The following is a 22,768-nucleotide window of genomic DNA, read 5'->3' on the forward strand; positions in this document are numbered from 1 at the left end:
TATCGGCCCGCGCTGGCTAAGGGGGCGCGCAATCCCACTCCGCGCGAAAGGGCTTCGCAGCGCATGAAACTCATCTCCGGCAACAGCAACCTCCCCCTCGCCCGCGCGATCGCGGACTATCTGGAACTGCCGCTGACCGACACCAGCGTACGCCGCTTCGCCGACGAAGAGGTCTTCGTCGAAATCCATGAGAATGTCCGCGGTCAGGATGTCTTCGTCGTTCAGCCGACGAATTTCCCCGCGAACGACAATCTGATGGAGCTGCTCATCATCAACGACGCGCTGCGCCGCGCCTCGGCGAAACGCATCACCGCGGTCGTCCCCTATTTCGGCTATGCCCGCCAGGACCGGAAGCCCGGCCCGCGCACCCCCATCTCGGCAAAGCTCGTCGCGAACCTGATCACCACTTCGGGCGCCGACCGCGTCCTCGCGATCGACCTGCACGCCGGGCAGATCCAGGGCTTCTTCGATATCCCGACCGACAACCTCTATGCCGCGCCGGTGATGAGCGCCGACATCCAGGCGCGCTTTGCGGGCAAGAATCTGATGGTCGTGTCGCCCGACGTCGGCGGCGTGGTCCGCGCGCGCGCGCTCGCCAAGCGGCTCGACAACGCGCCGCTGGCGATCGTCGACAAGCGCCGCGAGCGCGCCGGCGAATCGGAAGTGATGAACATCATCGGCGACGTGAAGGGCCGCTTCTGCATCCTGATCGACGATATCGTCGATTCGGCGGGCACGCTCTGCAACGCCGCCGCCGCGCTGAAGGCCGCGGGCGCCGAGGGCGTCGTCGCCTATTGTACGCACGGCGTCCTGTCGGGCGGCGCAGTCGCGCGCGTCGATGCGAGCGAGCTTACCGAACTCGTCATCACCGATTCGATCCAGCCGACCGACGCGGTGAACGACAGCAGCAAGGTTCGCGCGCTCACCGTCGCACCTTTGCTCGGCGAAGCAATCAAGCGCATCGCCGACGAATCGAGCGTCTCCTCGCTGTTCGACTGATCGCGTCAGCGCGCGACGAGCGCGCCGACGATATGATCGAGCTGCCGCCGGAAGGTCGCATGATCGGGCACGGCATGCACCAGCCCGCGCGCCGTCCAGCATAGAGCCTGCGCCATGCTGCCCGCGCGCGACACCGCCGAGCCCGGCCCGCTGAAGCGGATCGCTTCGGCCATCGCGGCGACGAGTCGGCGCTCGGCCGCCCGGACCGCCTCCGGCGGATCGCGCTGGAGCGTCGCCACGATCTCGGTGCCTTGTGGCGAGGCGTGAAGGGCGTCCATGTGCCGGCCTGCCCATGCGTCGAGCGCGTCGGTCAGACGTTCGACGAGCGTCTTTGCGGGCTGGTCGATGCTGGCGAGCGCGGCGGCCAGCGAGCTGTCGATCAGGCATTTGGTCGCCCAATCGACCAGTGCCCCCTTCGATCCATGCCGGTTATAGAGTGCTTGCCGCGACACACCGAGTGCGCGCGCGACGTCCTCCATCGACGTCTTGCGCAATCCGTAGCGCGCGAAGGTCGCGACAATCGGATCGAGGGGAAAGTCACCCGGCATATGAGTGATTTTACAGTTTATACCAATATTGTAAAATTGATAAAATCAGGCTTCGGTCGGTGCAATAGGTTTGCATGGACTGGCGGCCGGAGGCCGGCTGAGCTAGCGCAGGGCCATGTCGATCACATCAGACCTTACCCTCGCCAATCGCCTTGCCGACGCCGCCGGCGAAGCGATCCGTCCGCTCTTCCGCTCCAACTGGACGCACGAGGCCAAGGCCGATGCCTCGCCCGTGACCGAGGCCGACCGCGCCGCCGAGGCCGCGATGCGCCGCCTGCTCGATGCCGAGGCGCCGCGCGACGGGATCATCGGCGAGGAATATGGCGCCGAGCGCCCCGACGCGTCGCGCCAATGGGTGCTCGACCCGATCGACGGCACCGTCAGCTTCATGGCGGGTCGCCCGATCTTCGGCACGCTGATCGCGCTGCTCCAGGATGGCTGGCCGATCCTCGGCATCATCGACCAGCCGATCAATGGCGAACGCTGGGTCGGCGCACTCGGACAGCCGACCTTGTTCAATGGGACGCCGGCGCGCACGCGCCCCTGCCGCACCCTTGCCGATGCCGTGCTCGCGACGACCGGCCCGCAATATTTCGCCGACCATGACGCCGAGCATTTCATGGCGCTCGCGGCGAAGACGTCGCACAAGCGCATGGTCTTCGGCGGCGATTGCTATAATTATGGCCTGCTCGCGAGCGGTCATATCGACCTCGTCGTCGAGGCGGGGTTGAAGCTCCATGATTTCGCCGCGCTTGCTCCCATTGTCGAAGGCGCGGGCGGGACAATGTGCGACTGGAACGGCGATCCGTTGAGCGCCGACAGTTCGGGGCATGTCATCGCAATCGGCGACCCCGCACGGCTCGAGGATGTGATAGAGGGACTCGCCTGTCACCACTGACAAGGAGAGGAACGGACATGGCTTTTCAAGGAAGCTGCCATTGCGGCGCGGTGACCTATACGGTCGAGGGCGACATTCCGGGCACGGCGATGAGCTGCAATTGCTCGCACTGTCGGCGCAAAGGCTTCCTGCTCGCCTTCGTGCCCATCGACCAGTTCCGGCTGGAGAGCGGCGCCGACAAGCTCGGGAGCTACAAGTTCAACAAGCATAATATCGACCATCAATTCTGCACCGATTGCGGGTGCCAGGGTTTCTCTGTCGGCACCGGTCCAGACGGCTCAAAGATGGCCGCGGTCAACCTACGCTGCGTCCCCGACGCCGACCTTGATGCACTCAATATCCAGAAGGTCGACGGCGCCAGCTTTTAATCCCCGAATCGCTTGCATTTCCGGGCGAATCCCCCTAAGCGCCCCGCTTCCGATTGTGTCGGCTGGCTGAAAGGGCTGCCAGGCCGATACGCAAACGGACTTCCAAAGGAGACCAAAATGCCCAAAATGAAGACCAAGAGCGGTGTGAAGAAACGCTTCAAATTCACCGCTTCGGGCAAGGTGAAGCACGGCGTCGTCGGCAAGCGTCACCGCCTGAGCAGCCACAATGCAAAATATATCCGCACCAACCGCGGCACCAGCGTGCTCAGCGATTCGGATGTGGCCCATGTGCGCCTCTGGGCGCCCTACGGCCTGAAGTAAGGAGCGCTAAGGCATGTCACGCATCAAACGCGGCGTCACCACGCGCGCCAAGCATAAACGCGTATTGGAACAGGCGAAGGGCTATTATGGCCGTCGCAAGAACACCATCCGCGTCGCCAAGCAGGCGGTCGAAAAGGCCGGCCAGTACGCTTATCGCGACCGCAAGGTTAAGAAGCGGAATTTCCGCGGTTTGTGGATTCAGCGTATCAATGCCGCGGTCCGCGCCGAGGGCCTCACCTATTCGCAGTTCATGCACGGCGTGAAGCTGGCCGGGATCGAACTCGACCGCAAGGTCATGGCCGACCTCGCGATGAACGAAGGCAATGTCTTCGGGGCGATCATCGCCCAGGCAAAGGCGGCGCTGCCCAAGGCAGCCTGACGCTTTTCAGCCAAGGCAAACGAAACAAGGGCGGTCCCGCCGGGGCCGCCCTTTTTCTTTGGGATCGCAATGGCGGCTAACGATGTCCTATCCATCATCGTCACCCCGGACTTGATCCGGGGTCCCGCTTGAGGTCGAAGCCAGCCTGTGCGTCAAAAAGCGGGATCCCGGATCAAGTCCGGGATGACGAAGGAAAATGAAGCGCCGTCCGCTTCCCACCCGAAGCGGAAATCTACCGTCACCCGCCCAAACGAAGAGGCGGCGCCGGGCTCTCGCCCCGCGCCGCCTCGACAATGGTTCCAGTGGAAACCATCGCCCCCCCGCCCGATCCGAATAGCCGTGGGTCGCAGAAAGCTGACGGCCGGAACGAAGCTCGGAAAATCAGTCGTTTATTTCAGGTCCCCGCCAAGCCCCATCCCTTGGCGTCACGCGGCGATTCTCCTCACACGCCCCCTTCGGAGCGGACCGCGCAACTATGCAGCAGCAGCCGCGTATAAAATTGTAAGAACCCGACAAATATTGGCGCGGGGGCATTGTTTTTCATGCACTTCGCCCTCTAGGAATGGGACAGCATGCCGCACAGCGACGCATCTCCTCTTCTTCCGGCCGGCGCGCGCGTCGCCACGCGCTTTTTTCCGCTGTCGCCCGCCTTACGCCCCTATGTCAGCACCATCTATCTGAGCGAAGTCGCCGGAACCGACGGCAGCCGGGTCGAGGATTATCTGCACCCCGAATGGGCGAACCTGCGATTCATCGAGGGCGACCGGCCGCTCGCGGCGATCGGTGACAGCCCGGTGATCAAGGCACCCCGCTTCGTCGCCACGGGTCCGACAAGCACCGCGACCTATTTCGCGGCGGGCAACATGCGTGCCTGGGGTATCGGCATCCTGCCGATGGGCTGGGCCAAGTTCATTCCCTTGTCCGCCGAAGACCTGGCCGACCGCATGACCGACGGCGGCACCCATCCGGCCTTTGCTCCCTTCGCGCCGTTGCTGGGCGCCTTGCGGCAAGTGAAGGATGTCGACGCCGCGGCGGCGCTGATCGACGGCCATGCCTGCACCCTCCTCGCCGATGCGCCGCCCGACGACCCGGCGATCCTTGCCGCGCATCGGGCGCTGGTCGACGACGAGGTGACGAGTGTCGCCGATCTGTCGGCCAAATTGTCGCTCTCCGAACGTTCGATCGAGCGGCTGTGCCACCGTGCCTTCGGCTTTTCGCCCAAATTGCTGTTGCGGCGCCAGCGCTTCCTGCGCTCGCTCGGTCGCTTCATGCTCGACCCGTCGATGGCGTGGATCGATACGATGGATCACCATTATTACGACCAGGCGCAGTTCACGCGCGACTTCCAGCGCTTTATGGGGATGAGCCCGCGCGACTATGCCGCGCGCGCCAAGCCGATCTTGGGCGCTGCGGCGTTTGCGCGGGCTGCCGCTGCCGGCGCCGCGGTGCAGGGTCTGCACAAGCCGGCCGGATAGCCCCGTTTTCCGCCAAGTGACTTGACCCGCGCGGCGCGTTCGGTGCAAGCGGCAGGCGACGGACGCGCGGCTAGCCGCCCTATCCATAGAACCAGAGAAATGCAGGCCGGCAGCGCCAGCGCCGCCGGAACAGGACGAACGACAATGAGCGACATTCAGGCCATTCAGACCCGGCTGGTGGACGAGATAGCGGCGGCGGCCGACCTCGATACGATCGAGGCACTGCGCGTGTCGGCGCTCGGCAAGGCGGGGGCGATCACCGCGCTGCTCAAGACGCTGGGCGGGATGACCCCCGATGAGCGGCAGGCGAAAGGCCCCGAAATCCACGCGCTGCGCGAAACGGTTACCGCGGCGCTCGGCGCGCGCAAGGCGGCGCTCGATGCCGCGGCGCTCGACATCAAGCTTGCCGCCGAAGCGATCGACATGTCGCTGCCCGCCGACGCAGGCCCACGCGGCAGCGTGCATCCGGTCAGCCAGGTGATGGACGAGCTCGCCGAAATCTTCGCCGACATGGGCTTTGCCGTCGCGACGGGCCCCGAGATCGAGGACGACTGGCGCAACTTCACCGCGCTCAACATTCCCGAAACGCATCCGGCGCGCGCGATGCACGACACCTTCTATTTCCCCGACCAGATGCGCGGGGGCGCCGACGCCGGTCCGGGTGAAGGCGGCCGCATGCTGCTGCGCACGCACACCTCGCCGGTGCAGATCCGCACGATGATGTCGCAGGAGCCGCCGATCCGCATCATCGCGCCCGGCCGCGTCTATCGCAGCGACAGCGACGCGACGCACACGCCGATGTTCCACCAGGTCGAAGGGCTCGTCATCGACCGCGGCATCCATATGGGCCACCTCAAATGGACGCTCGAAACCTTCCTCAAAGCCTATTTCGAGCGCGACGACATCGTGCTCCGCCTGCGTCCCTCCTATTTCCCCTTCACCGAACCCTCGGCCGAGGTCGATGTCGGCTATAAGCAGGAAAAGGGCCGCCGCATCGTCGGCGGCAATGGCGACGACGAAGGCCATGCGTGGATGGAGCTGCTCGGCAGCGGCATGGTCAACCGCCGCGTGATCGCGAACTGCGGGCTAGACCCCGACGAGTGGCAGGGTTTCGCCTTCGGGGTCGGCGTCGACCGGCTCGCGATGCTGAAATATGGCATGGACGATCTGCGTGCCTTCTTCGACGGCGACCTGCGCTGGCTGTCGCACTACGGGTTCGGCGCGCTGTCGGTCCCTACGCTCAGCGGGGGGATTTCAGCATGAAGATCACCCTCGACTGGCTGAAAGAGCATCTCGACACGAGCGCGACCGTCGATGACGTCGTCGCGACGCTAAACCGTATCGGCCACGAGGTCGAAGGCGTCGAGAACCCCGCCGAAAAGCTCGCGGGCTTCCGCGTCGCCAAGGTGCTGACCGCCGAACGTCATCCGCAAGCCGACAAGCTGCAAGTGCTGACCGTCGACACCGGCGATGGCGGCGCTCCGCTGACCGTCGTCTGCGGCGCCCCCAACGCGCGCGCCGGCCTGATCGGCGTGCTCGGCCTGCCCGGCGCGGTCGTGCCCGCGAACGGCATGGAGCTGAAGGTCGCCGCGGTGCGCGGTGTCGAATCGAACGGCATGATGTGCTCAACGCGCGAGCTCGAGCTTGGTGACGATCATGACGGGATCATCGAGCTTCCCGCCGACGCCCCGATCGGCACCCCCTTTGCCGATTACAGCGGCGCGGGCGATCCGGTGATCGACATTTCGATCACCCCGAACCGGCAAGACTGCATGGGCGTGCGCGGCATCGCGCGCGACCTCGCCGCGGCGGGGCTCGGCACGCTGAAGCCGCTCGATATCCCAACGATCGTCGGGGAAGGCGCGCCCGCGACCGAAATCGCTACCCTCGATCCCGAGGGCTGCCCCGCTTTCTACGGCCGCACGATCAGCGGCGTCACCAACGGCACCGCGCCCGAATGGATGCGCCGCCGCCTTGAAGCCGTCGGGCAGCGCTCGATCTCGGCGCTCGTCGACATCAGCAATTATGTGATGTTCGATCTCGGCCGCCCGAGCCATATCTATGACCGCGCCCAGCTCACCGGTGCGCTCGTCGCGCGCCGCGCGAAAGACGGCGAGACGGTCACCGCATTGAACGGCAAGGACTATACCCTCACCGACACGATGACGGTGATCGCCGACGATCAAGGCGTCCACGACATCGCCGGCATCATGGGCGGCGAGCATAGCGGGTGCAGCGAGACGACGACCGACGTCCTGATCGAGGTCGCCTATTTTACTCCCGAACGCATCGCGCTCACCGGCCAGGCGCTCGCGCTGACCAGCGACGCGCGCAGCCGCTTCGAGCGTGGGGTCGATCCGGCGTTCCTCGACGACGCGACCGCGATCGTGACAGCGCATCTGCTCGCGATTTGCGGCGGCACCCCCTCGGCCATGGCGCGCGCGGGCACCCCGCCCGCCGAAGTGAAGACGGTCGATTACGACCCGGCGCTGTCGGCAACGCTCGGCGGCATCGCGATCGCACCCGAACGGCAGCAGGAGATTCTGACCGCACTCGGTTTTTCGGTGATCGAACAGGGTGGCCGCTGGCAGGTCGCGGTGCCGAGCTGGCGCCGCGATGTCGACGGCGCCCCCGATATCGTCGAGGAAGTCACGCGCATCATCGGCTTCGACGCCGTGGCATCGGTGCCGCTGCCGCGCACCGACGGCGTCGCGAAGCCGACCGCGACCGCCGAACAACTCACCGAACGCCGCGTGCGCCGCGCCGCGGCCGCCGCCGGGTTCGACGAAGCGGTCACCTGGTCGTTCATCAGCGAAGCCGATGCCGCGCCGTTCGGCGGTGGCACGTGGAGCCTCGCCAATCCGATCAGCGAAGACCTGAAGGTCATGCGCCCGTCGCTGCTCCCCGGCCTGCTCGCCGCGGCGCAGCGCAACCAGAATCGCGGCGCGAACAGCATCCGCCTGTTCGAGATCGGACGGCGCTATCTGTCCGACGCCGAACATCCGACGCTCGCTGTGCTGATGGCGGGCGACAAAAAAGCGCGCGGCTGGCAGGCGGGCAAGGCCGCGCCGTTCGATGCGTTCGACGCCAAGGCGGCGGCGCTGTCGCTGCTCGAGGCCGCGGGCGCGCCCGCCGACCGGTTGCAGGTGATGGAGGCGGTCACGACCGGCAGCATCTGGCACCCCGGCCAGTCGGCGACGCTACGGCTCGGTCCCAAGGCGGTGCTCGCCGAGTTCGGCGCGCTCCACCCGCTGCTGACGCGCGCCTTCGACGTCGACGGCCCGGTGATGGCGGTACAGATCTTCCTCGACGCGATCCCGGCGAAGCGCGCGAGCGGGCCCGCGCGCGCGGCGTTCACCCCGCCCGCGTTGCAATCGGTGCGCCGCGACTTCGCCTTCCTCGCGCCGACCAGCCTGACCGCCGCCGATCTGGTGCGCGCTGTCCGCGGCGCCGACAAGGCGGCGATCGTCGATGCGCGCCTCTTCGACCTTTTCGCCGGCCAGGGCGTACCCGAAGGTCAGGTCAGCCTCGCGGTCGAGGTCGAGTTGCAGCCGCTGGAAAAGAGCTTCACCGACGCCGAGCTGAAGGCGATCGCCGACAAGGTGGTCGCCGCGGCGGCGAAGGTCGGGGCGGCGCTGCGCGGCTGAGCTTCGCGTCGGCGAGGGATGAAGGGGAGAGTTTGATATGGACACCCGCCACCTCGTCGACCGCGAGATCGCGCCGATCATCGACCTGTTTCCACGCGCCGATCTCGACGCGGCGCCGATCGCTCAGATTCGTGCCAAGGCGGCGGAGACTTATTCGATCCTGCCGCCACCGGTCATCGCGCCCGAAAGGTTGCTCGTGCCGTCGATCCATGGCGGACCCGACATAATGGTCTTCCTCTATCGCCCGGCCACAACGCGCCCGGGCGGCGGCGCGATCCTGCACATCCATGGCGGTGGCATGGTGATGGGGTCGGTCGAGCAGATGCAGGCCGGGCCCGCCGCGCTGGCGGCCGCAGCGGGTGTTCCCGTCGCGTCGGTCGAATATCGACTCGCCCCCGAACATCCTTTCCCCGCGCCGCAGGAAGATTGCCATTCGGCGCTGGCGTGGCTCGCGGGGCAAGCCGATGCGCTCGGCTTCGACGCGGGCCGGATCATCGTCGCGGGCGAGAGTGCAGGCGGCGGGCTTGCCGCGGCGCTCGCGATCATGGCGCGCGATCTTGGCGGACCCGCGATCGCGGGTCAGCTCCTGACCTATCCGATGCTCGATCACCGCACCGGCGGCGATGCCTGTCCGTACAACAATCCGACGACCGGCGAGTTCATCTGGACGCGCGCGAGCAATCGCTTCGGCTGGCGCGCGCTGCAGGGCGACTATAAGATCGACGACACCCGGCGCGGCTGGTTTTCGCCGAGCCTTGCCGACGATCTGTCGAACCTGCCGCCCGCCTATATCGCGACCGGAAGCCTCGACCTCTTCTTCGACGAAAATCTCGACTATGCGCGCCGGCTCGTCGCGGCGGGGGTGCCCGTCGACCTGCACAGCTATGCCGGCGCGATCCATGCCTTTAATGCGATCCCCGACGCCGCACTGTCGCAGCGCTTCAACGGCGGGCTGCTCGCGGCGGCGGCGATCATGGCGGGATCCTCAGGCGGCTGAAGGCAAGTATCTTGCGATATGGTTTTGGCGAAACAACGCCCTATATCGAACCCAAGATGAGGGACGGATATGCCCGGCCATAGCCATTATCAGCTTTTCGAAACCGCGGCCGGCGTCGCGGCCATCGGCTGGACGCGCACCGGCATTATGAGTTTTCGCCTGCCTGCGTCGACCGCGGCCGAAGCCGAGCGCGCCATTTTACGCCGCCTGCCCGACGCGGTGCGTAGCGCGCCCCCGGCCGAAATTGGGGCTGTCATCGACGCGGCGATCCGTTATTTCGAAGGCGAACGGATCGAGTTTTTCGACATACCGATCGATCTGGGCGAACAGCCGCCCTTCTTCGCACAAGTCTATGCTTTGGTACGCAAGCTCGGCTGGGGCGAAACGACCACCTATGGCGCCGTCGCACGGGCGCTGGACGTGGGGCCAGAACATGCCCGCGCCGTCGGGCAGGCGATGGCGACGAATCCCGTGCCGCTGATCATCCCCTGTCACCGCGTCATGGCTGCGGGTGGCGGAATCGGCGGGTTCTCCGCGCCGGGCGGCTCGCAATCCAAGGCGCGGATGCTCGAACTCGAAGGCGTGCCCCTTCCCCCGGTGCAGCAAGGGTTCGACTTCTAGGCCGCGACGGCATCCTCGCTATGGCTCGTCGCCGCTTCGAGCAGGCGTTTCTCGAGGCTCTTCACGCGCGCCGGGCTGTCGATCTTGTCGCCGATCAGGTCGGTCACATAGAAGGTGTCGACCGCGCGCTCACCGTAGGTCGCGACATGCGCGCTGTGCACCGTCACCTTCGACTGGAACAGCGCATAGGCGAGCTGATTGAGCAGCGCGGGACGGTCCTGCGCATTGACCTCGATCACCGTAAACCGATTGGAAGCCTTATTGTCGACAAAGACGTTCGGCGCGACGCGGAATGCCTCGGCGCGCGTACGCGGCAATGCCCGCGCTTCGAGTTTGGGCAGCAATTTGTGGCGGTTGGCGAGCGCATCCTCGATCGCACGGGTCAGCCGGCCGATCTGCCCCGCTTCGGCGAACGGCCGTCCGAGCGGATCCTGGACAAGAAAATTGTCGAGCGCGAGCCCGTCGCGCGTCGTGTGGATGCGCGCATCGATGATGTTGCCGCCAGCGAGGTGGATGCCCCCCGCCATGCGATAGAATAGCCCTGGATGGTCGGCGGCGAGCACCATCACCAAGGTCGCGCCGCGATCGTCGTCGGGGACCGCGGCGATATGCAGCGGCGCGTCGCCCGCCTGCCGGATATGGACGAGGTTGGCGGCGATGACCTCGACCGGTTCGGCGATCCAATAGCTTTCGGGAAGGCGTTTTGCGACCTTGTCGAAGGTTTTTTGGTCGAAGCCGAACTGCGCCGCGACCGCTTCCTTCTTGCTTTCGATCCGCGCCTCGCGGCCGCGCTGCTTGTGGCCGAGGCGCAGCACTTCTTCGGCGGCGTCGTAAAGCTCGGTGAGCAGCTGGCGTTTCCAGCCGTTCCACACCCCGGGGCCGACCGCGCGAATGTCGACGACGGTGAGCACGAGCAGCAGTCGCAGGCGTTCGGGCGATTGCACGACCTGCGCGAAATCGAGGATCGTCTTGAAATCGGCAAGGTCGCGCTTGAACGCGGTCGCCGACATCAGGAGGTGATAGCGCACGAGCCACGAGACGGTCTCGGTCTCCGCCTCGTTCAACCCGAGCCGCGGGCAGACGCGCAGCGCCAGTTCGGCGCCGAGCACGCTATGGTCGCCGCCGCGCCCCTTGGCGATGTCGTGGAGCAGCACCGCGACATAGATCACGCGCCGCGAATGGATCTGGTCCATGATCGCGGTCGACAGCGGATGATCGTCCTTGAGCCGGTTCTGCTCAATGTCAGCGAGCAGCCCGATCGCGCGGATCGTATGCTCGTCGACCGTATAATGATGGTACATGTCGAACTGCATCTGCGCGACAACGCGGCCGAAATCGGGAACGAAGCGGCCGAACACCCCCGCCTCGTTCATCCAGCGCAGCACCGTTTCAGGGTCGCGCGGGCTCGTCAGCACGTCGAGGAACAGCTCGTTGGCGCGTGCGATGCGGCGCACCCCGCGCGCGTCGATCAGCTTCGCGTCGTGGCGCGCTTGCCGCATCGCCTGCGGATGGATTTCGAGGCCATGCTTGTCGGCGAGCGCAAAAATCTCGACCAACCGCACCGGCTCCTGCTGGAAAAAGTCGTCGCTCGGCAACGCGAGCCGGCCGCGGTCGAGCACGAAGCCGTGAAGCTTGCCCGGGCGGCGCCGGATCGTCGGCAGGAAACGCCGCCCGCGCGCCGCCATCTGGTCGTCGAGATGCGCGAGGAAGGTGCCGGTGACGTCGCCGACGCTTTTGGCGTGGAGGAAATAGAGCTGCATGAAGCGCTCGACCGCGCTCTTGCCCGGCCGGTCGGCAAAATGCATCCGGCGCGCGATTTCGGGCTGGAAGTCGAAGGTCAGCCGGTCCTCGGCGCGGCCGGCGAGAATATGGAGGTGACAGCGCACCGCGAGCAGGAAATTTTCGGCGCGCGCGAACTGGCGAAGCTCGCGCCCCGACATCAGCCCCGCATCGACCAGCTCGGGCACGGTGCGCACACGGTGGATGAACTTGCCGATCCAGAAGAGCGTGTGGAGGTCGCGCAGCCCCCCCTTCCCTTCCTTCACATTGGGTTCGACGACATAGCGCGAATCGCCCATCCGCTTGTGCCGCTCGTCGCGCTCGGCGAGCTTTTCGGCGACGAATGCTCGCGCATTGCCCGCGACAACTTCGGCGTCGAAGCGCGCCGACGCCTGATCGTAAAGCGCGCGGTCGCCCCAGATGAACCGCCCTTCGAGCAGCGCGGTGCGGATCGTGAGATCCTCCTTCGCCGCGCGCACCATCTCGTCGAGCGAACGCGACGAATGGCCGACCTTCAGCCCGAGATCCCACAAGGTATAGAGCTGCGCCTCGATCACCTGTTCGGTCCAGCTCGTCTGCTTGAACGGCGTCAAGAAGCCGATGTCGATATCGCTGTGCGGCGCCATTTCGCCGCGCCCGTAGCCGCCGACCGCGATCAAAGTGATGCGCTCGCCCGCCGAGCGGTTGGCCGACGGATAGATATGGCCGGTGGTGAAATCATGGCTGAGGCGGATGATCTGGTCGATCAGGAACGCCGTCGCATTGGCGACGACGCGCCCCGACGAGGGGCGTTCGAGCAGTCGGCGCTCGATCTCGGCGCGGCCATCCTCGAGCGCGCCCTTGAGCAGGTCGACCAGCGCGCGGCGGCGTTTGCCGGTGTCGCTCGTTTCGCCGGCGACCTCTTCGAGCCGCCCCGACAGCGCGCGGCGATCGATGATCGCGCGGCGCTGGTCGAGATTGTCGAACAGGTCGCTCATCGCTCATCCGCCATCAGCCGCTTGAGCGTATAGAGCGCGTCGAGCGCCTCGCGCGGGGCGAGCGCATCGGGATCGATACCCGCCAGCGCCTCGCGCAGCGCGTCCTTCACCGCCGCCGGCGCTTCGGCAAGCGTCGCGGCGAACAGCGGCAGATCGTCGAGCCCCGCGGCGAGCCCGCCGGTCTTCTCGCGCCCCGCCTCAAGCTTGGCGAGCACCGCTTCGGCGCGTTTGACGACGCCCGCGGGCACCCCCGCGAGGCGCGCGACCGCGAGGCCGTAGCTGCGGTCGGCGGGACCCTCAGCGAGTTCGTGGAGCAACACCAGATCGCCCTGCCATTCGCGCGCGCGAACATGGTGGAGCGACAGCGCGTTCAGCGTTTCGGCGAGCCGCGTCAGCTCGTGATAATGCGTCGCGAACAGGCAGCGGCACTTGTTGACCTCGTGCACCGCCTCGACCACCGACCAGGCGAGCGCGAGCCCGTCATAGGTCGAGGTGCCGCGCCCGACCTCGTCGAGGATGACGAAGCTTTGCGGGGTCGCCTGCGCGAGGATTGCCGCGGTCTCGACCATCTCGACCATGAAGGTCGAGCGCCCGCGCGCGAGATTGTCGCTCGCGCCCACGCGGCTGAACAAGCGGTCGACGAGCCCGAGCTTCGCCGCGGCTGCTGGCACGAAGCCGCCCGCCTGCGCGAGCACGACGATCAGCGCATTCTGGCGCAGGAAGGTCGATTTACCACCCATATTCGGACCCGTTACGAGCCAGAGCCGGTCGCGTTCCGACAAGGACACATCGTTGGGAACGAACCGTTCGCCCGACTTCGCGAGCGCCGCTTCGACCACCGGATGGCGGCCACCGCTGACGTCGAGGCACGGATCGTCGGCAAGGTCGGGGCGGCACCAATTGTGGCTCATCGCATGATCGGCGAGCGCCGCGGCGACGTCGATGCGCGCGAGCACGTCGCAGCTCGCGGCAATCGCCTCGCGCCGCGCGATCGCGGCGTCGGTCAACGATTCGAGATGCGCCAGCTCGGCGGCGATCGCGTGGACGCCCGCCTGCGTGACGCGGCTCGCGGCTTCGTGCAGGTCGGACGAATTGAAGCGCACGACCCCCGCGAGCGTCTGGCGATGGGTGAAGCCCGATTCGGGGGCCATCAGTGCGTCGGCGTGCTTTGCGGGCACCTCGACATGATAGCCGAGCACGCCATTGTGGCGGATCTTCAATGAGGCGATGCCGGTGCGATCGCGATAGTCGGCTTCGAGCGCCGCGATCGCCTTGCGTCCGTCGCGCGCGGTTTCGCGCAGCGCGTCGAGCGCATGGTCGTAACCCTCGGCGACATAGCCGCCCTGCGCGGCGTCGACCGGCGGGGTTTCGATCAGCGCGCGGCTGAGTTCGTCAACGAGCGTGCCATGACCGTCGAGCCCCGGAAGTAGGCGCGCGAGCAGGGGCGGCAGGTCGGGCCGGCGCGCAAGCCGTTCGCGCAAGAGCCGAGCGCCGCCGAGCGCATCGCGCAGCTGCGCCAGGTCGCGCGGCCCGCCGCGCCCCGCGACGAGGCGGCCGAGCGCGCGCCCGGCGTCGGGCAAAGCGCGGAGCGCCGCGCGCAGTTCGCCGCGCCACAAGGCGTCGCGCGCGAGACCGTCGACAAGGTCGAGCCGGTCGAGGATCGCATCCTTGTCGGTGAGCGGGCTCGCGAGATCGTCGGCGAGCAGGCGTGCGCCCGCCGCGGTGACGGTGCGGTCGATCGTGCCGAGCAGGCTGCCGTCGCGCGCACCCGCCATCGTGCGGACGAGTTCGAGGCTCTCGCGCGTCGCGGCGTCGATCGCCATCCGCCCCGACGCGAGATGGCGCAGCGGCGGCTGGAGGAAGGTCGGCCCGCCGGTGCCGACATGGTCGAGATAGGCGACGAGCGCGCCCATCGCGGCAATCTCGCCGCGCCCGAACTGGCCGAAGCCGTCGAGCGTCTGGACGCCGAAGAAGCTTTCGAGCCGCTTCTGCGCGCTCGTGCTCGAAAAGTCCGCGGGCGGCCGCCGCACGATCTGCCGCGCCGACGAGATCGGCAGGTCTTCGGCGCTCTCGCTGATCAGAAGCTCCGAAGGCGCGAGCCGCGCGAGTTCGGCGTCGACCGCTTGCGCAGGAACCGCGACGACTTCGAAGCGCCCCGTCGAAATATCGGCGGCGGCAATCGCCACCTCGCCGTCGCTGCCGATCTGCGCAAGCGCGGCGAGCCGGTTCGCGCTGCGCCCTTCGAGCAGGCTTTCCTCGGTCAGCGTCCCCGCGGTGACGAAGCGCACGATGTCGCGCGCGACGAGTGCCTTCGATCCGCCGCGCGCCTTCGCCTCGGCGGGCGTCTCGATCTGTTCGGCGATCGCGACGCGGTGCCCGGCGCGGATCAGCCGCGCGAGATAGGATTCGGCGGCGTGGACGGGAACGCCACACATCGCCACCGGCTGCCCATCATGTTCGCCGCGCGAGGTGAGCGCGATGTCGAGCGTCGACGCCGCCGCCTTCGCGTCGTCGAAGAACAGCTCGAAGAAATCGCCCATGCGATAGAAGAGCAGGCAATCGCCCGCCTTGTCCTTCAACGCCCAATATTGCGCCATCATCGGCGTCGCGGCGGGCGCGGGATTGTTCATATTGGCAGCGGAGCGGGCGGTGACAGGCATGCGACATGCTTAGGGACGGATATGGGGCCGTGGCAAGACGCGCGCGCGATTCGCGGGTTCCATTTCCGCTTGGCGACGCTAGGGAATGGGCTCGGGCGCGCATCTTGTGAATTCATTTGAGAGGATAAACGATGGATAGTGGCAGCAAGGTGCAATTTTCGGACCGCGAGGCTCTGCTGTACCACGCCTATGGCCGGCCCGGGAAAATCGAGATCGTCGCGTCGAAACCGATGGCGACGCAGCGCGACCTCAGCCTTGCCTATTCGCCCGGCGTTGCGGTTCCGGTGCTCGCGATCGCCGAGGATCCGGCCAAGGCCTATGATTATACGATCAAGGGCAATCTGGTCGCGGTGATCTCGAACGGTACCGCGATCCTGGGGCTCGGCAACCTCGGCGCGCTCGCATCGAAGCCGGTGATGGAAGGCAAGGCGGTGCTGTTCAAGCGCTTCGCCGACGTCGATTCGATCGACCTCGAGGTTGATACCGAGGATCCGCAGCGCTTCATCGAGGCGGTCGAACTGCTCGCGCCGAGCTTTGGCGGCATCAACCTCGAAGATATTGCCGCGCCCAACTGCTTCATCATCGAGGCGGCGCTGAAAGAACGCATGAACATCCCGGTGTTCCATGACGACCAGCACGGCACCGCGATCATCACCGCGGCGGGCCTGATCAACGCCTGTTACCTGACGGGACGCGATCTCGCGACGGTGAAGGTCGTCGTCAACGGCGCCGGCGCCGCGGCGATCGCATGCACCGCGCTGATCAAGGCGATGGGCGTGCGGCACGAAAATGTCATCATGTGCGACCGCAAGGGCACGATCTATCAGGGCCGCACCGAAAGCATGGACCAGTGGAAGTCGGCGCATGCGGTGCCGACCGAAGCACGGAACCTGACCGAAGCGCTCGTCGGCGCCGACGTGTTCCTCGGCCTGTCCGCCGCGGGGGCGCTGAAGCCCGAGATGGTGAAGGATATGGCGCCCGCGCCGATCATCTTTGCGATGGCGAACCCCGATCCCGAAATCTCGCCGCCGGACGCCCGTGCAGCAAGACCTGACGCGATCATCGCGACGGGACGGTCGGACTATCCGAACCAGGTCAACAATGTGCTCTGCTTCCCCTTCATCTTCCGCGGCGCGCTCGACGTCCATGCGACCGCGATCAACGAGGAGATGAAGATCGCGGCTGCGTATGCGATTGCCGACCTTGCGCGCCAGCAGGTGCCCGAGGAGGTCGCCGCGGCCTATGGCGGGCGCGCATCGAGCTTCGGCCCCGAATATATCATCCCCTCGCCCTTCGATCCGCGCCTGATGGAAATCGTGCCGGCGGCGGTCGCCGAAGCGGCGATGAAGAGCGGCGTCGCGCAGCGGCCGATCGCGAATCTCGACGAATATCGCACCCAGCTCCGCGCCCGGCTCAATCCGACCACCTCGGTGCTGACGCTCGCCTATGAAGCCGCGCGCAACAATCCGAAGCGCGTCGTCTTTGCCGAGGGCGAAGAGGAAGTCGTGCTTCGCGCCGCGATCCAGTTCCGCGATGGCGGGTACGGAATCCCCGTGCTCGTCGGGCGCGAGGGGCTGCACGACAAGCTTCGCGCGATGGGCGTCGCCGACGCCGAAAGCTTCGAGGTCCACAACAGCGTCAATTCGCCGCACGTCCCGCAGATGGTCGACATGCTTTACGAACGGCTGCAGCGCCGCGGATACCTGCGCCGCGACGTCGAGCGCATGGTCAATCGCGACCGCAACATCTTCGGTTCGCTCTTGCTCAAAATGGGGCTCGGCGATGCGATGATCACGGGCACGACGCGCACCTACTCGCAGTCGATGCGCGAAATCCGGCGCGTGATCGACCATGCCGAGGGCAAGACGCCGTTCGGCATCCACATTCTGGTCGATCAGCACCACACCATCTTCATGTCCGATACGACGGTGAACGAGCGGCCGACCGCCGAGATGCTCGCCGATATCGCCGAGCGTACCGCGCAGGTGGCGCGGCGCATGGGTCACGAACCGCGCGTCGCTTTCCTGTCCTACTCGACCTTCGGCAATCCCGAGGGAAGCTGGCTCGAAAGCATCCGCGAGGCGGTATCGATCCTCGACCAGCGGGGCCCCGCCTTCGAATATGAAGGCGAAATGGCACCCGACGTCGCGCTCAATGAGAAGGTGATGAAGAATTATCCCTTCTGCCGCCTGTCGGGACCCGCGAATGTCCTGATCATGCCGGGGCTGCAATCGGCCAATCTCTCGGCGAAGCTGCTCCGCGAACTCGGCGGCGGCGCCGTCATCGGTCCGATGCTCGTCGGCATGGAAAAGCCGGTGCAGGTCGCGACGATGGCGTCGACCGCGTCGGACCTCGTCACGCTGGCGGTGCTCGCGGCCGGCGGGATAGCGCAATAAGAAAAAGCGGCGGTGCCCCGGGGCACCGCCGCTTTTCTGTCCATTGCCGGTGTCTCGGGCTTATTGCCCCGGCGCACCCGCACCCGGCGCACCGACGGCGCCGATGTTACCGAAGATATCTTCGAAGAAGCTGCGATGACGGCCGAGCGTCGGCGTCTTGTCGCCTTCGGGGCTGATCTTGCTCACCAGTTCGAGACCGGTGCGATCAACCGCGGCGACATTGCCCGCGGCGTCGAAACGGACGCGCAGCACCTGCTGATCGACCGGGCGCGGCTTGGCGAAGGCGAGCTGACGCGTTTCGCGCGACACATAATAATATTCATTGTTGCTGAACTGGCCGACGAAGGTCGGGCGGCCGAGCGTCTTTTCGACCGATTCGCGGTTATCGACGCCGGGCGTGATCGCCTCGGTCAGCAACGGATCGACGACATAGCCCTGCCGTCCCTTGAGCTGCGCGCAACCGCTGGTGGCGAGCGCGACGGCGAGGCCGAGCACGACGAGGCGCGCGCGCGGGGCAGGAAGCGAAAGGATCGAATTCGGCATCAAATATCTCCGTTGCGCCTGTCCGCCGCTTGTCCGGGCGGTCGGCGCTGGCTCTCGCGCCTCTTAACCGCAAGCGGACAGCGCGCACAAGCCGCTTGTGCCGCGGCAAAGCTTGCCACAAGCTGACCGGCGGCTCTTTTCGGGCGGCCCGAATGCGCCTAAGCAGCTGCCATGTTCTCACTTCGCAAACTCTTCAAATCCGATCCCGACCCGCGCGAGGCCCGCCGCCCGCTATGGAACGCCGTCGTCGCCGCCGCTCGCGCGCCGCACTGGTACGCGCAAGGCAGCGTTCCCGACACGCTCGACGGCCGCTTCGACATGATCAGCCTGGTGATGGCGCTCGTGCTGCACCGGATCGACGACGAACCGGCGCACGGGCTCGCCGGCGTCCAGCTCACCGAATTGTTCGTGAACGACATGGATGGGCAGATGCGCCAGATCGGCTTTGGCGACATGGTCGTCGGCAAGCAGGTCGGCCGGATGATGAGCGCGCTCGGCGGGCGGCTCGGCGCCTATCGCGCCGCCGATGGATCGGACGAACTGCGTGGCGCGCTCGTCCGCAACCTGTGGCGCGGCAACGAACCCGGCGAAGCGGGGCTCGCACATGTGATGGCGGAAGTCACTGCTCTCCGTGCCGCGCTTGCGGCCACCCCGGTCGCCGACCTTATTGTCGCAGACCATCTGGGCGGATCGGCACGTTGAGCACGCCGCCCGAATTCTCTCTGATCGTGACGCTGGCCGACGCCGCGCATGGCCGCACGCTTTCGGTCGAGGCTGATACCGAGACGCGCGCGCGGATCGCCAAGCGGCTGGCGCTCGTCGCGCTCGACCGCTTCGTCGTTACCGCCGAAGTGCGCGCGATCGCCGGCGGCATCGGCGCGAAGGGTGAGGTGCAAGCGCATGTCGTGCAAGCCTGCGCCGCGACCGACCTGCCCGTTCCGGCGACGATCGTCGAACCGTTCGACCTGCGGTTCCTGCGCGATGTCGATGCGCCCGTGGGCGAGGACGAAGAGATCGAGATCGGCAGCGAGGATCTCGATCTGTTGCCGCTCGAAGGCGACCGGGCCGACCTCGGCGAAGCGGCGGTGCAGACGCTCTCGCTCGCGCTCAACCCCTTCCCGCGCCATCCCGACGCCGACCGCATCCTCGCCGAAAAGGGCGTGCTCAGCGAAGAGGCCGCGGGGCCATTTGCGGCGCTCGCGAAGCTGCGCGGAAAGCCCGACGCCTAGCGGCCTTCGTCGGGGGCGGGCTTTGCCTCTTCCTCGACCAGATCGGCGACCGCGGCGCCCAGCCCCGGCTCTTCCTTCGCGGGCGGCGTTTCGGCCTTCGGCTTTTCCACCGCCTCGCCCGCGGCCTTTTCGTCGCGGGTCGGGGGTAGCGCGCCGCCGAGCGCGTTGGCAAGGCCGAGCAATTGCTCGCCGATCACCTTGTCGACCGCGGGCGCGATGTCTGCGATCTTGAAGCGCATATAGCCGCCGACGACATAGTCGAAGCGCAGCGCGCTGCCCGTCGGGGTTTCCTTGATCTGGATCGTCAGTGTGCCGGTCAGCGCCTCACCCTGGAGCGGCCCGAACGCGCCCGACAGGCGCAGCATCTGGTTCGGTTTCGAAAAGAGGATGCGCGCGTGCTGGACGCTGCCGACGCCCGCCCCGGTGTCGGGCAATTTCTCGCAGAAACAGCCGCCCGCCTGCTGATCGAGCCAGAAGTTCGCGGCGTCTCCCGACCAGCTATGATCCTTCGACCACCAGCTTTGCGGCATGCGGAGCATTTTCCACACATCGGCGGGGGTCGCGGCGACCTGCGCCGTATGCGCCACGGCGAAACCGATCTCGCTCTGGTCGACAACCTTAGCGTTTGCAGCCGGCGCAAAGGCAAGCGCCGCGATCAGCGCCGCACCTGCGAAATATCTGGAAATTGCCATCAGCCTGTCCCCCGTGGCGCCTCAATAACCGGCGCCGGGGGGACTGGCTAGCCAGCAGTCGCCAGGATGGTTTCGATCGCGTCGTTGACCTCGTCGATCGGCGCCATCCCGTCGACATGGGTGACGATCCCGCGCGCTTCATAGATCGGCAGGATCGGCGCGGTCTTGGCGCGATATTCGGCCATGCGCGTGCGCACCGTTTCCTCGTTATCGTCGGGACGGCGCTTGAATTCGTCGTTGCCGCAAACGTCGCAGGTGCCTTCGACCTTCGGCAGCTTGTAGCGATCATGATAGCCCGCACCGCATTTGGCGCAGCTGAAGCGGCCGGTAATGCGATCGACGAGCGCATCTTCCTCGACCTGCAGCTCGATCACATGGTCGAGCTTGCGGCCGCGCGCCGACAGGATGGTGTCGAGCGCTTCGGCCTGTGCCGCGGTGCGCGGATAGCCGTCGAAGATCACCGAAACGTCGCTGCCGAGCTGGTCGAGCCGCTCGCCGATCAGGCCCGAGACGATTTCGTCCGAGACGAGCTCGCCCGCATCCATGACGGCTTTCGCCTGCACGCCGATCGGCGTTCCCGCCTTGACCGCGGCGCGGAGCATGTCGCCGGTCGAGAGCTGGACCATGCCATGCTCGTCTTCCAGGCGCACCGCCTGCGTTCCCTTGCCCGCACCCGGCGGACCCAGCAAAATGATATTCAGCGTCATGGGGACCCCTGTTTGCCCTACCGTGTCGCGGTTGGCGTAGCGGGCGCTTTAGCGCCGCGCAACGCCCCCCTTCAATTTGGCCTTCTTGATGAGGTCGCCATATTGATGCGCGAGCATGTGGCTCTGGATCTGGCTGATCGTGTCGATCGTGACGTTCACGATGATCAGCAGGCTGGTACCGCCGAGCTGGAACGGCAGACCCGATCCGGCGATGAAATATTCGGGGATCAGACAGATCGCCGCCAGATAGGCCGCACCGAGCACGGTGATGCGCGTCAGCACATGGTCGAGATAGGCGGCGGTGTTCTTGCCCGGGCGGATGCCGGGGATGAACCCGTTCTGGCGCTTCAGATTGTCGGCGGTTTCTTCGGGGTTGAAGACGACCGCGACGTAGAAGAAGCAGAAGAAGATGATGCCCGCGGCATAGAGCGCCATATACAGCGGCTGCCCGTGCGCGAGATACTGGTTGAGCGTGATCAGGAAATCGCCGGTCGCGGTGTCGCCCTGAACGTTCTGGCCCATCATCTGCGTGACCGTCAGCGGCATCAGCAGCAGCGACGAGGCGAAGATCGGCGGGATCACGCCGGCGGTGTTGACCTTGAGCGGCAGATGGCTGCGGTCGGCCTGCATCCCGCCGCGCTGCGTCGCGCGCTTCGGGTACTGAACGAGGACGCGGCGCTGCGCGCGTTCCATGAAGCTGATGAACGCGATGATGACGATCGCGCCGCCGACGACCGCGAGGATCGTGCCGCCGCCCATCGAGCCTTCGCGCACCTGCGTGAACATCTGGGCAAAGCTGCGCGGCAGCTGGGCGAGAATGCCCGCCATGATGATCAGCGACACGCCGTTGCCGATACCGCGGCTGGTGATCTGTTCGCCGAGCCACATCAGGAAGAGCGTACCGCCGACGATGCTGATCACCGCGCCGATGCGGAACATCATGCCGGGATCGACGACCGCGGCGATGCCCTGCGTCGCGCCGAGCGATTCAAGCCCGACGGCGATAAAATAGCCCTGGATCGCGGTCAGGAAAACCGTGCCGTAGCGCGTATATTGGTTGAGTTTCTTGCGCCCGCTTTCGCCCTCTTTCTTGAGCGCGGCGAGGCTGGGCGACAAGGCCGCCGCCAGCTGCACGACGATCGACGCCGTGATATAGGGCATGACGCCGAGCGCGATGATACTCATGCGCTCCAGGCTGCCGCCCGAGAAGGTGTTGAAGATGTCGAGCACGCCGCCCGACGCCGCCTGGCTGTAGAGCGACGCCAGCGCGACGGGGTCGACCCCCGGCAGCGGCACGAACGACAGGAAACGGAAGACGATCAGCGCGCCGATCGTGAACCAGATACGGTTCTTGAGTTCGGTCGCCTGACCGAACTTCGAAAAGTTCAGGTTGGAAGCAAGCTGGTCGGCGCGAGAGGCCATGGTGATCTTTCCTCGAGTGGCGGACCGCGCCCCCGCGACCCGGCGCCTATGTGCGTTCGCCAGTCACGAAGCGCAAGGGCAAAGGCCCGAATTCAGATGCGTCGGGGGCG

Annotated in this window: 20 protein-coding genes; 13 read left to right on the forward strand and 7 right to left on the reverse strand. The window is 66.5% G+C overall.

Annotated elements, in window-relative coordinates; genetic code table 11:
- Positions 1 to 63: 63 nt before the first annotated feature.
- A complete protein-coding gene (locus ACTJI5_RS06530) occupies positions 64 to 999 on the forward strand; it encodes a ribose-phosphate pyrophosphokinase (RefSeq protein ID WP_037515690.1) in 936 nt (311 codons plus the stop codon).
- Between the two features lie 5 nt (positions 1,000 to 1,004).
- Here ACTJI5_RS06530 and ACTJI5_RS06535 read toward each other — a convergent pair whose 3' ends face one another.
- Positions 1,005 to 1,547 carry a TetR/AcrR family transcriptional regulator gene (locus ACTJI5_RS06535; protein ID WP_440859758.1) on the reverse strand — a complete coding sequence of 181 codons (543 nt, stop codon included), beginning with the start codon at positions 1,545 to 1,547 and terminating at the stop codon, positions 1,005 to 1,007.
- A 115-nt stretch (positions 1,548 to 1,662) separates the two neighbouring features.
- On the opposite strand from ACTJI5_RS06535, the gene hisN reads away from it, so the two are divergent.
- From hisN to ACTJI5_RS06580, 9 genes are all read left to right on the forward strand, one after another.
- On the forward strand, positions 1,663 to 2,445 hold the full coding sequence (gene hisN, locus ACTJI5_RS06540) for a histidinol-phosphatase (protein WP_440859759.1): 783 nt from the start codon (positions 1,663 to 1,665) through the stop codon (positions 2,443 to 2,445).
- Between the two features lie 17 nt (positions 2,446 to 2,462).
- Positions 2,463 to 2,813, forward strand: coding sequence for a GFA family protein (locus ACTJI5_RS06545; protein ID WP_439512742.1), 351 nt, complete (start codon positions 2,463 to 2,465; stop codon positions 2,811 to 2,813).
- Between the two features lie 117 nt (positions 2,814 to 2,930).
- Entirely contained in the window at positions 2,931 to 3,134 is a 204-nt protein-coding gene (gene rpmI, locus ACTJI5_RS06550; protein WP_037515684.1) for a 50S ribosomal protein L35, read from the forward strand.
- A 13-nt stretch (positions 3,135 to 3,147) separates the two neighbouring features.
- Complete coding sequence (gene rplT / locus ACTJI5_RS06555) at positions 3,148 to 3,513, forward strand: 50S ribosomal protein L20 (RefSeq protein ID WP_037515683.1); 366 nt, start codon at positions 3,148 to 3,150, stop codon at positions 3,511 to 3,513.
- 572 nt (positions 3,514 to 4,085) lie between these two features.
- Complete coding sequence (locus tag ACTJI5_RS06560; RefSeq protein WP_440859760.1) at positions 4,086 to 4,988, forward strand: helix-turn-helix domain-containing protein; 903 nt, start codon at positions 4,086 to 4,088, stop codon at positions 4,986 to 4,988.
- A 144-nt stretch (positions 4,989 to 5,132) separates the two neighbouring features.
- Positions 5,133 to 6,251, forward strand: coding sequence for a phenylalanine--tRNA ligase subunit alpha (gene pheS, locus ACTJI5_RS06565; protein WP_310250080.1), 1,119 nt, complete (start codon positions 5,133 to 5,135; stop codon positions 6,249 to 6,251).
- On the forward strand, positions 6,248 to 8,635 hold the full coding sequence (gene pheT / locus ACTJI5_RS06570) for a phenylalanine--tRNA ligase subunit beta (protein ID WP_440859761.1): 2,388 nt from the start codon (positions 6,248 to 6,250) through the stop codon (positions 8,633 to 8,635). The genes pheS and pheT overlap by 4 nt, the downstream gene beginning before the upstream one ends.
- Positions 8,636 to 8,672: 37 nt before the next feature.
- Entirely contained in the window at positions 8,673 to 9,632 is a 960-nt protein-coding gene (locus ACTJI5_RS06575; RefSeq protein WP_440859762.1) for an alpha/beta hydrolase, read from the forward strand.
- Between the two features lie 69 nt (positions 9,633 to 9,701).
- A complete protein-coding gene (locus ACTJI5_RS06580; protein WP_310250071.1) occupies positions 9,702 to 10,253 on the forward strand; it encodes a methylated-DNA--[protein]-cysteine S-methyltransferase in 552 nt (183 codons plus the stop codon).
- Here the strand turns inward: ACTJI5_RS06580 and ACTJI5_RS06585 are convergent.
- Together ACTJI5_RS06585 and mutS are read right to left on the reverse strand one after the other, a co-directional pair.
- Positions 10,250 to 13,009, reverse strand: a complete 2,760-nt coding sequence (locus ACTJI5_RS06585) for a [protein-PII] uridylyltransferase (protein WP_440859763.1) — start codon at positions 13,007 to 13,009, stop codon at positions 10,250 to 10,252. The genes ACTJI5_RS06580 and ACTJI5_RS06585 overlap by 4 nt on opposite strands.
- Complete coding sequence (gene mutS, locus ACTJI5_RS06590) at positions 13,006 to 15,669, reverse strand: DNA mismatch repair protein MutS (protein ID WP_440859764.1); 2,664 nt, start codon at positions 15,667 to 15,669, stop codon at positions 13,006 to 13,008. Before mutS ends, ACTJI5_RS06585 begins: the two co-directional genes overlap by 4 nt.
- Positions 15,670 to 15,800: 131 nt before the next feature.
- Between mutS and ACTJI5_RS06595 the strand changes: the two genes are divergently transcribed.
- Positions 15,801 to 18,065 (forward strand): NADP-dependent malic enzyme, encoded by a 2,265-nt coding sequence (locus ACTJI5_RS06595; protein ID WP_058539571.1) that lies wholly within the window; start codon positions 15,801 to 15,803, stop codon positions 18,063 to 18,065.
- A gap of 60 nt (positions 18,066 to 18,125) precedes the next feature.
- Here ACTJI5_RS06595 and ACTJI5_RS06600 read toward each other — a convergent pair whose 3' ends face one another.
- Positions 18,126 to 18,608 (reverse strand): outer membrane protein assembly factor BamE, encoded by a 483-nt coding sequence (locus ACTJI5_RS06600; protein ID WP_058539572.1) that lies wholly within the window; start codon positions 18,606 to 18,608, stop codon positions 18,126 to 18,128.
- 171 nt (positions 18,609 to 18,779) lie between these two features.
- Between ACTJI5_RS06600 and ACTJI5_RS06605 the strand changes: the two genes are divergently transcribed.
- Positions 18,780 to 19,310 (forward strand): ubiquinol-cytochrome C chaperone family protein, encoded by a 531-nt coding sequence (locus ACTJI5_RS06605; RefSeq protein WP_440859765.1) that lies wholly within the window; start codon positions 18,780 to 18,782, stop codon positions 19,308 to 19,310.
- A complete protein-coding gene (locus tag ACTJI5_RS06610) occupies positions 19,307 to 19,837 on the forward strand; it encodes a YceD family protein (RefSeq protein WP_440859766.1) in 531 nt (176 codons plus the stop codon). The genes ACTJI5_RS06605 and ACTJI5_RS06610 overlap by 4 nt, the downstream gene beginning before the upstream one ends.
- Here ACTJI5_RS06610 and ACTJI5_RS06615 read toward each other — a convergent pair.
- From ACTJI5_RS06615 to secY, 3 genes are read right to left on the reverse strand one after another with little or no spacing between them, the layout of a single operon-like run.
- The gene (locus tag ACTJI5_RS06615) at positions 19,834 to 20,529 is read right to left on the reverse strand and encodes a hypothetical protein (protein WP_440859767.1); all 696 of its coding nucleotides are present in this window, start codon (positions 20,527 to 20,529) and stop codon (positions 19,834 to 19,836) included. The genes ACTJI5_RS06610 and ACTJI5_RS06615 overlap by 4 nt on opposite strands.
- Positions 20,530 to 20,576: 47 nt before the next feature.
- Positions 20,577 to 21,236 (reverse strand): adenylate kinase, encoded by a 660-nt coding sequence (locus tag ACTJI5_RS06620; protein WP_440859768.1) that lies wholly within the window; start codon positions 21,234 to 21,236, stop codon positions 20,577 to 20,579.
- Positions 21,237 to 21,284: 48 nt separating this feature from the next.
- Positions 21,285 to 22,658 carry a preprotein translocase subunit SecY gene (gene secY, locus ACTJI5_RS06625; protein ID WP_058539576.1) on the reverse strand — a complete coding sequence of 458 codons (1,374 nt, stop codon included), beginning with the start codon at positions 22,656 to 22,658 and terminating at the stop codon, positions 21,285 to 21,287.
- Positions 22,659 to 22,768: the final 110 nt, after the last annotated feature.

Source organism: Sphingopyxis sp. 22461 (assembly GCF_052044915.1).
Taxonomy (GTDB): domain Bacteria; phylum Pseudomonadota; class Alphaproteobacteria; order Sphingomonadales; family Sphingomonadaceae; genus Sphingopyxis.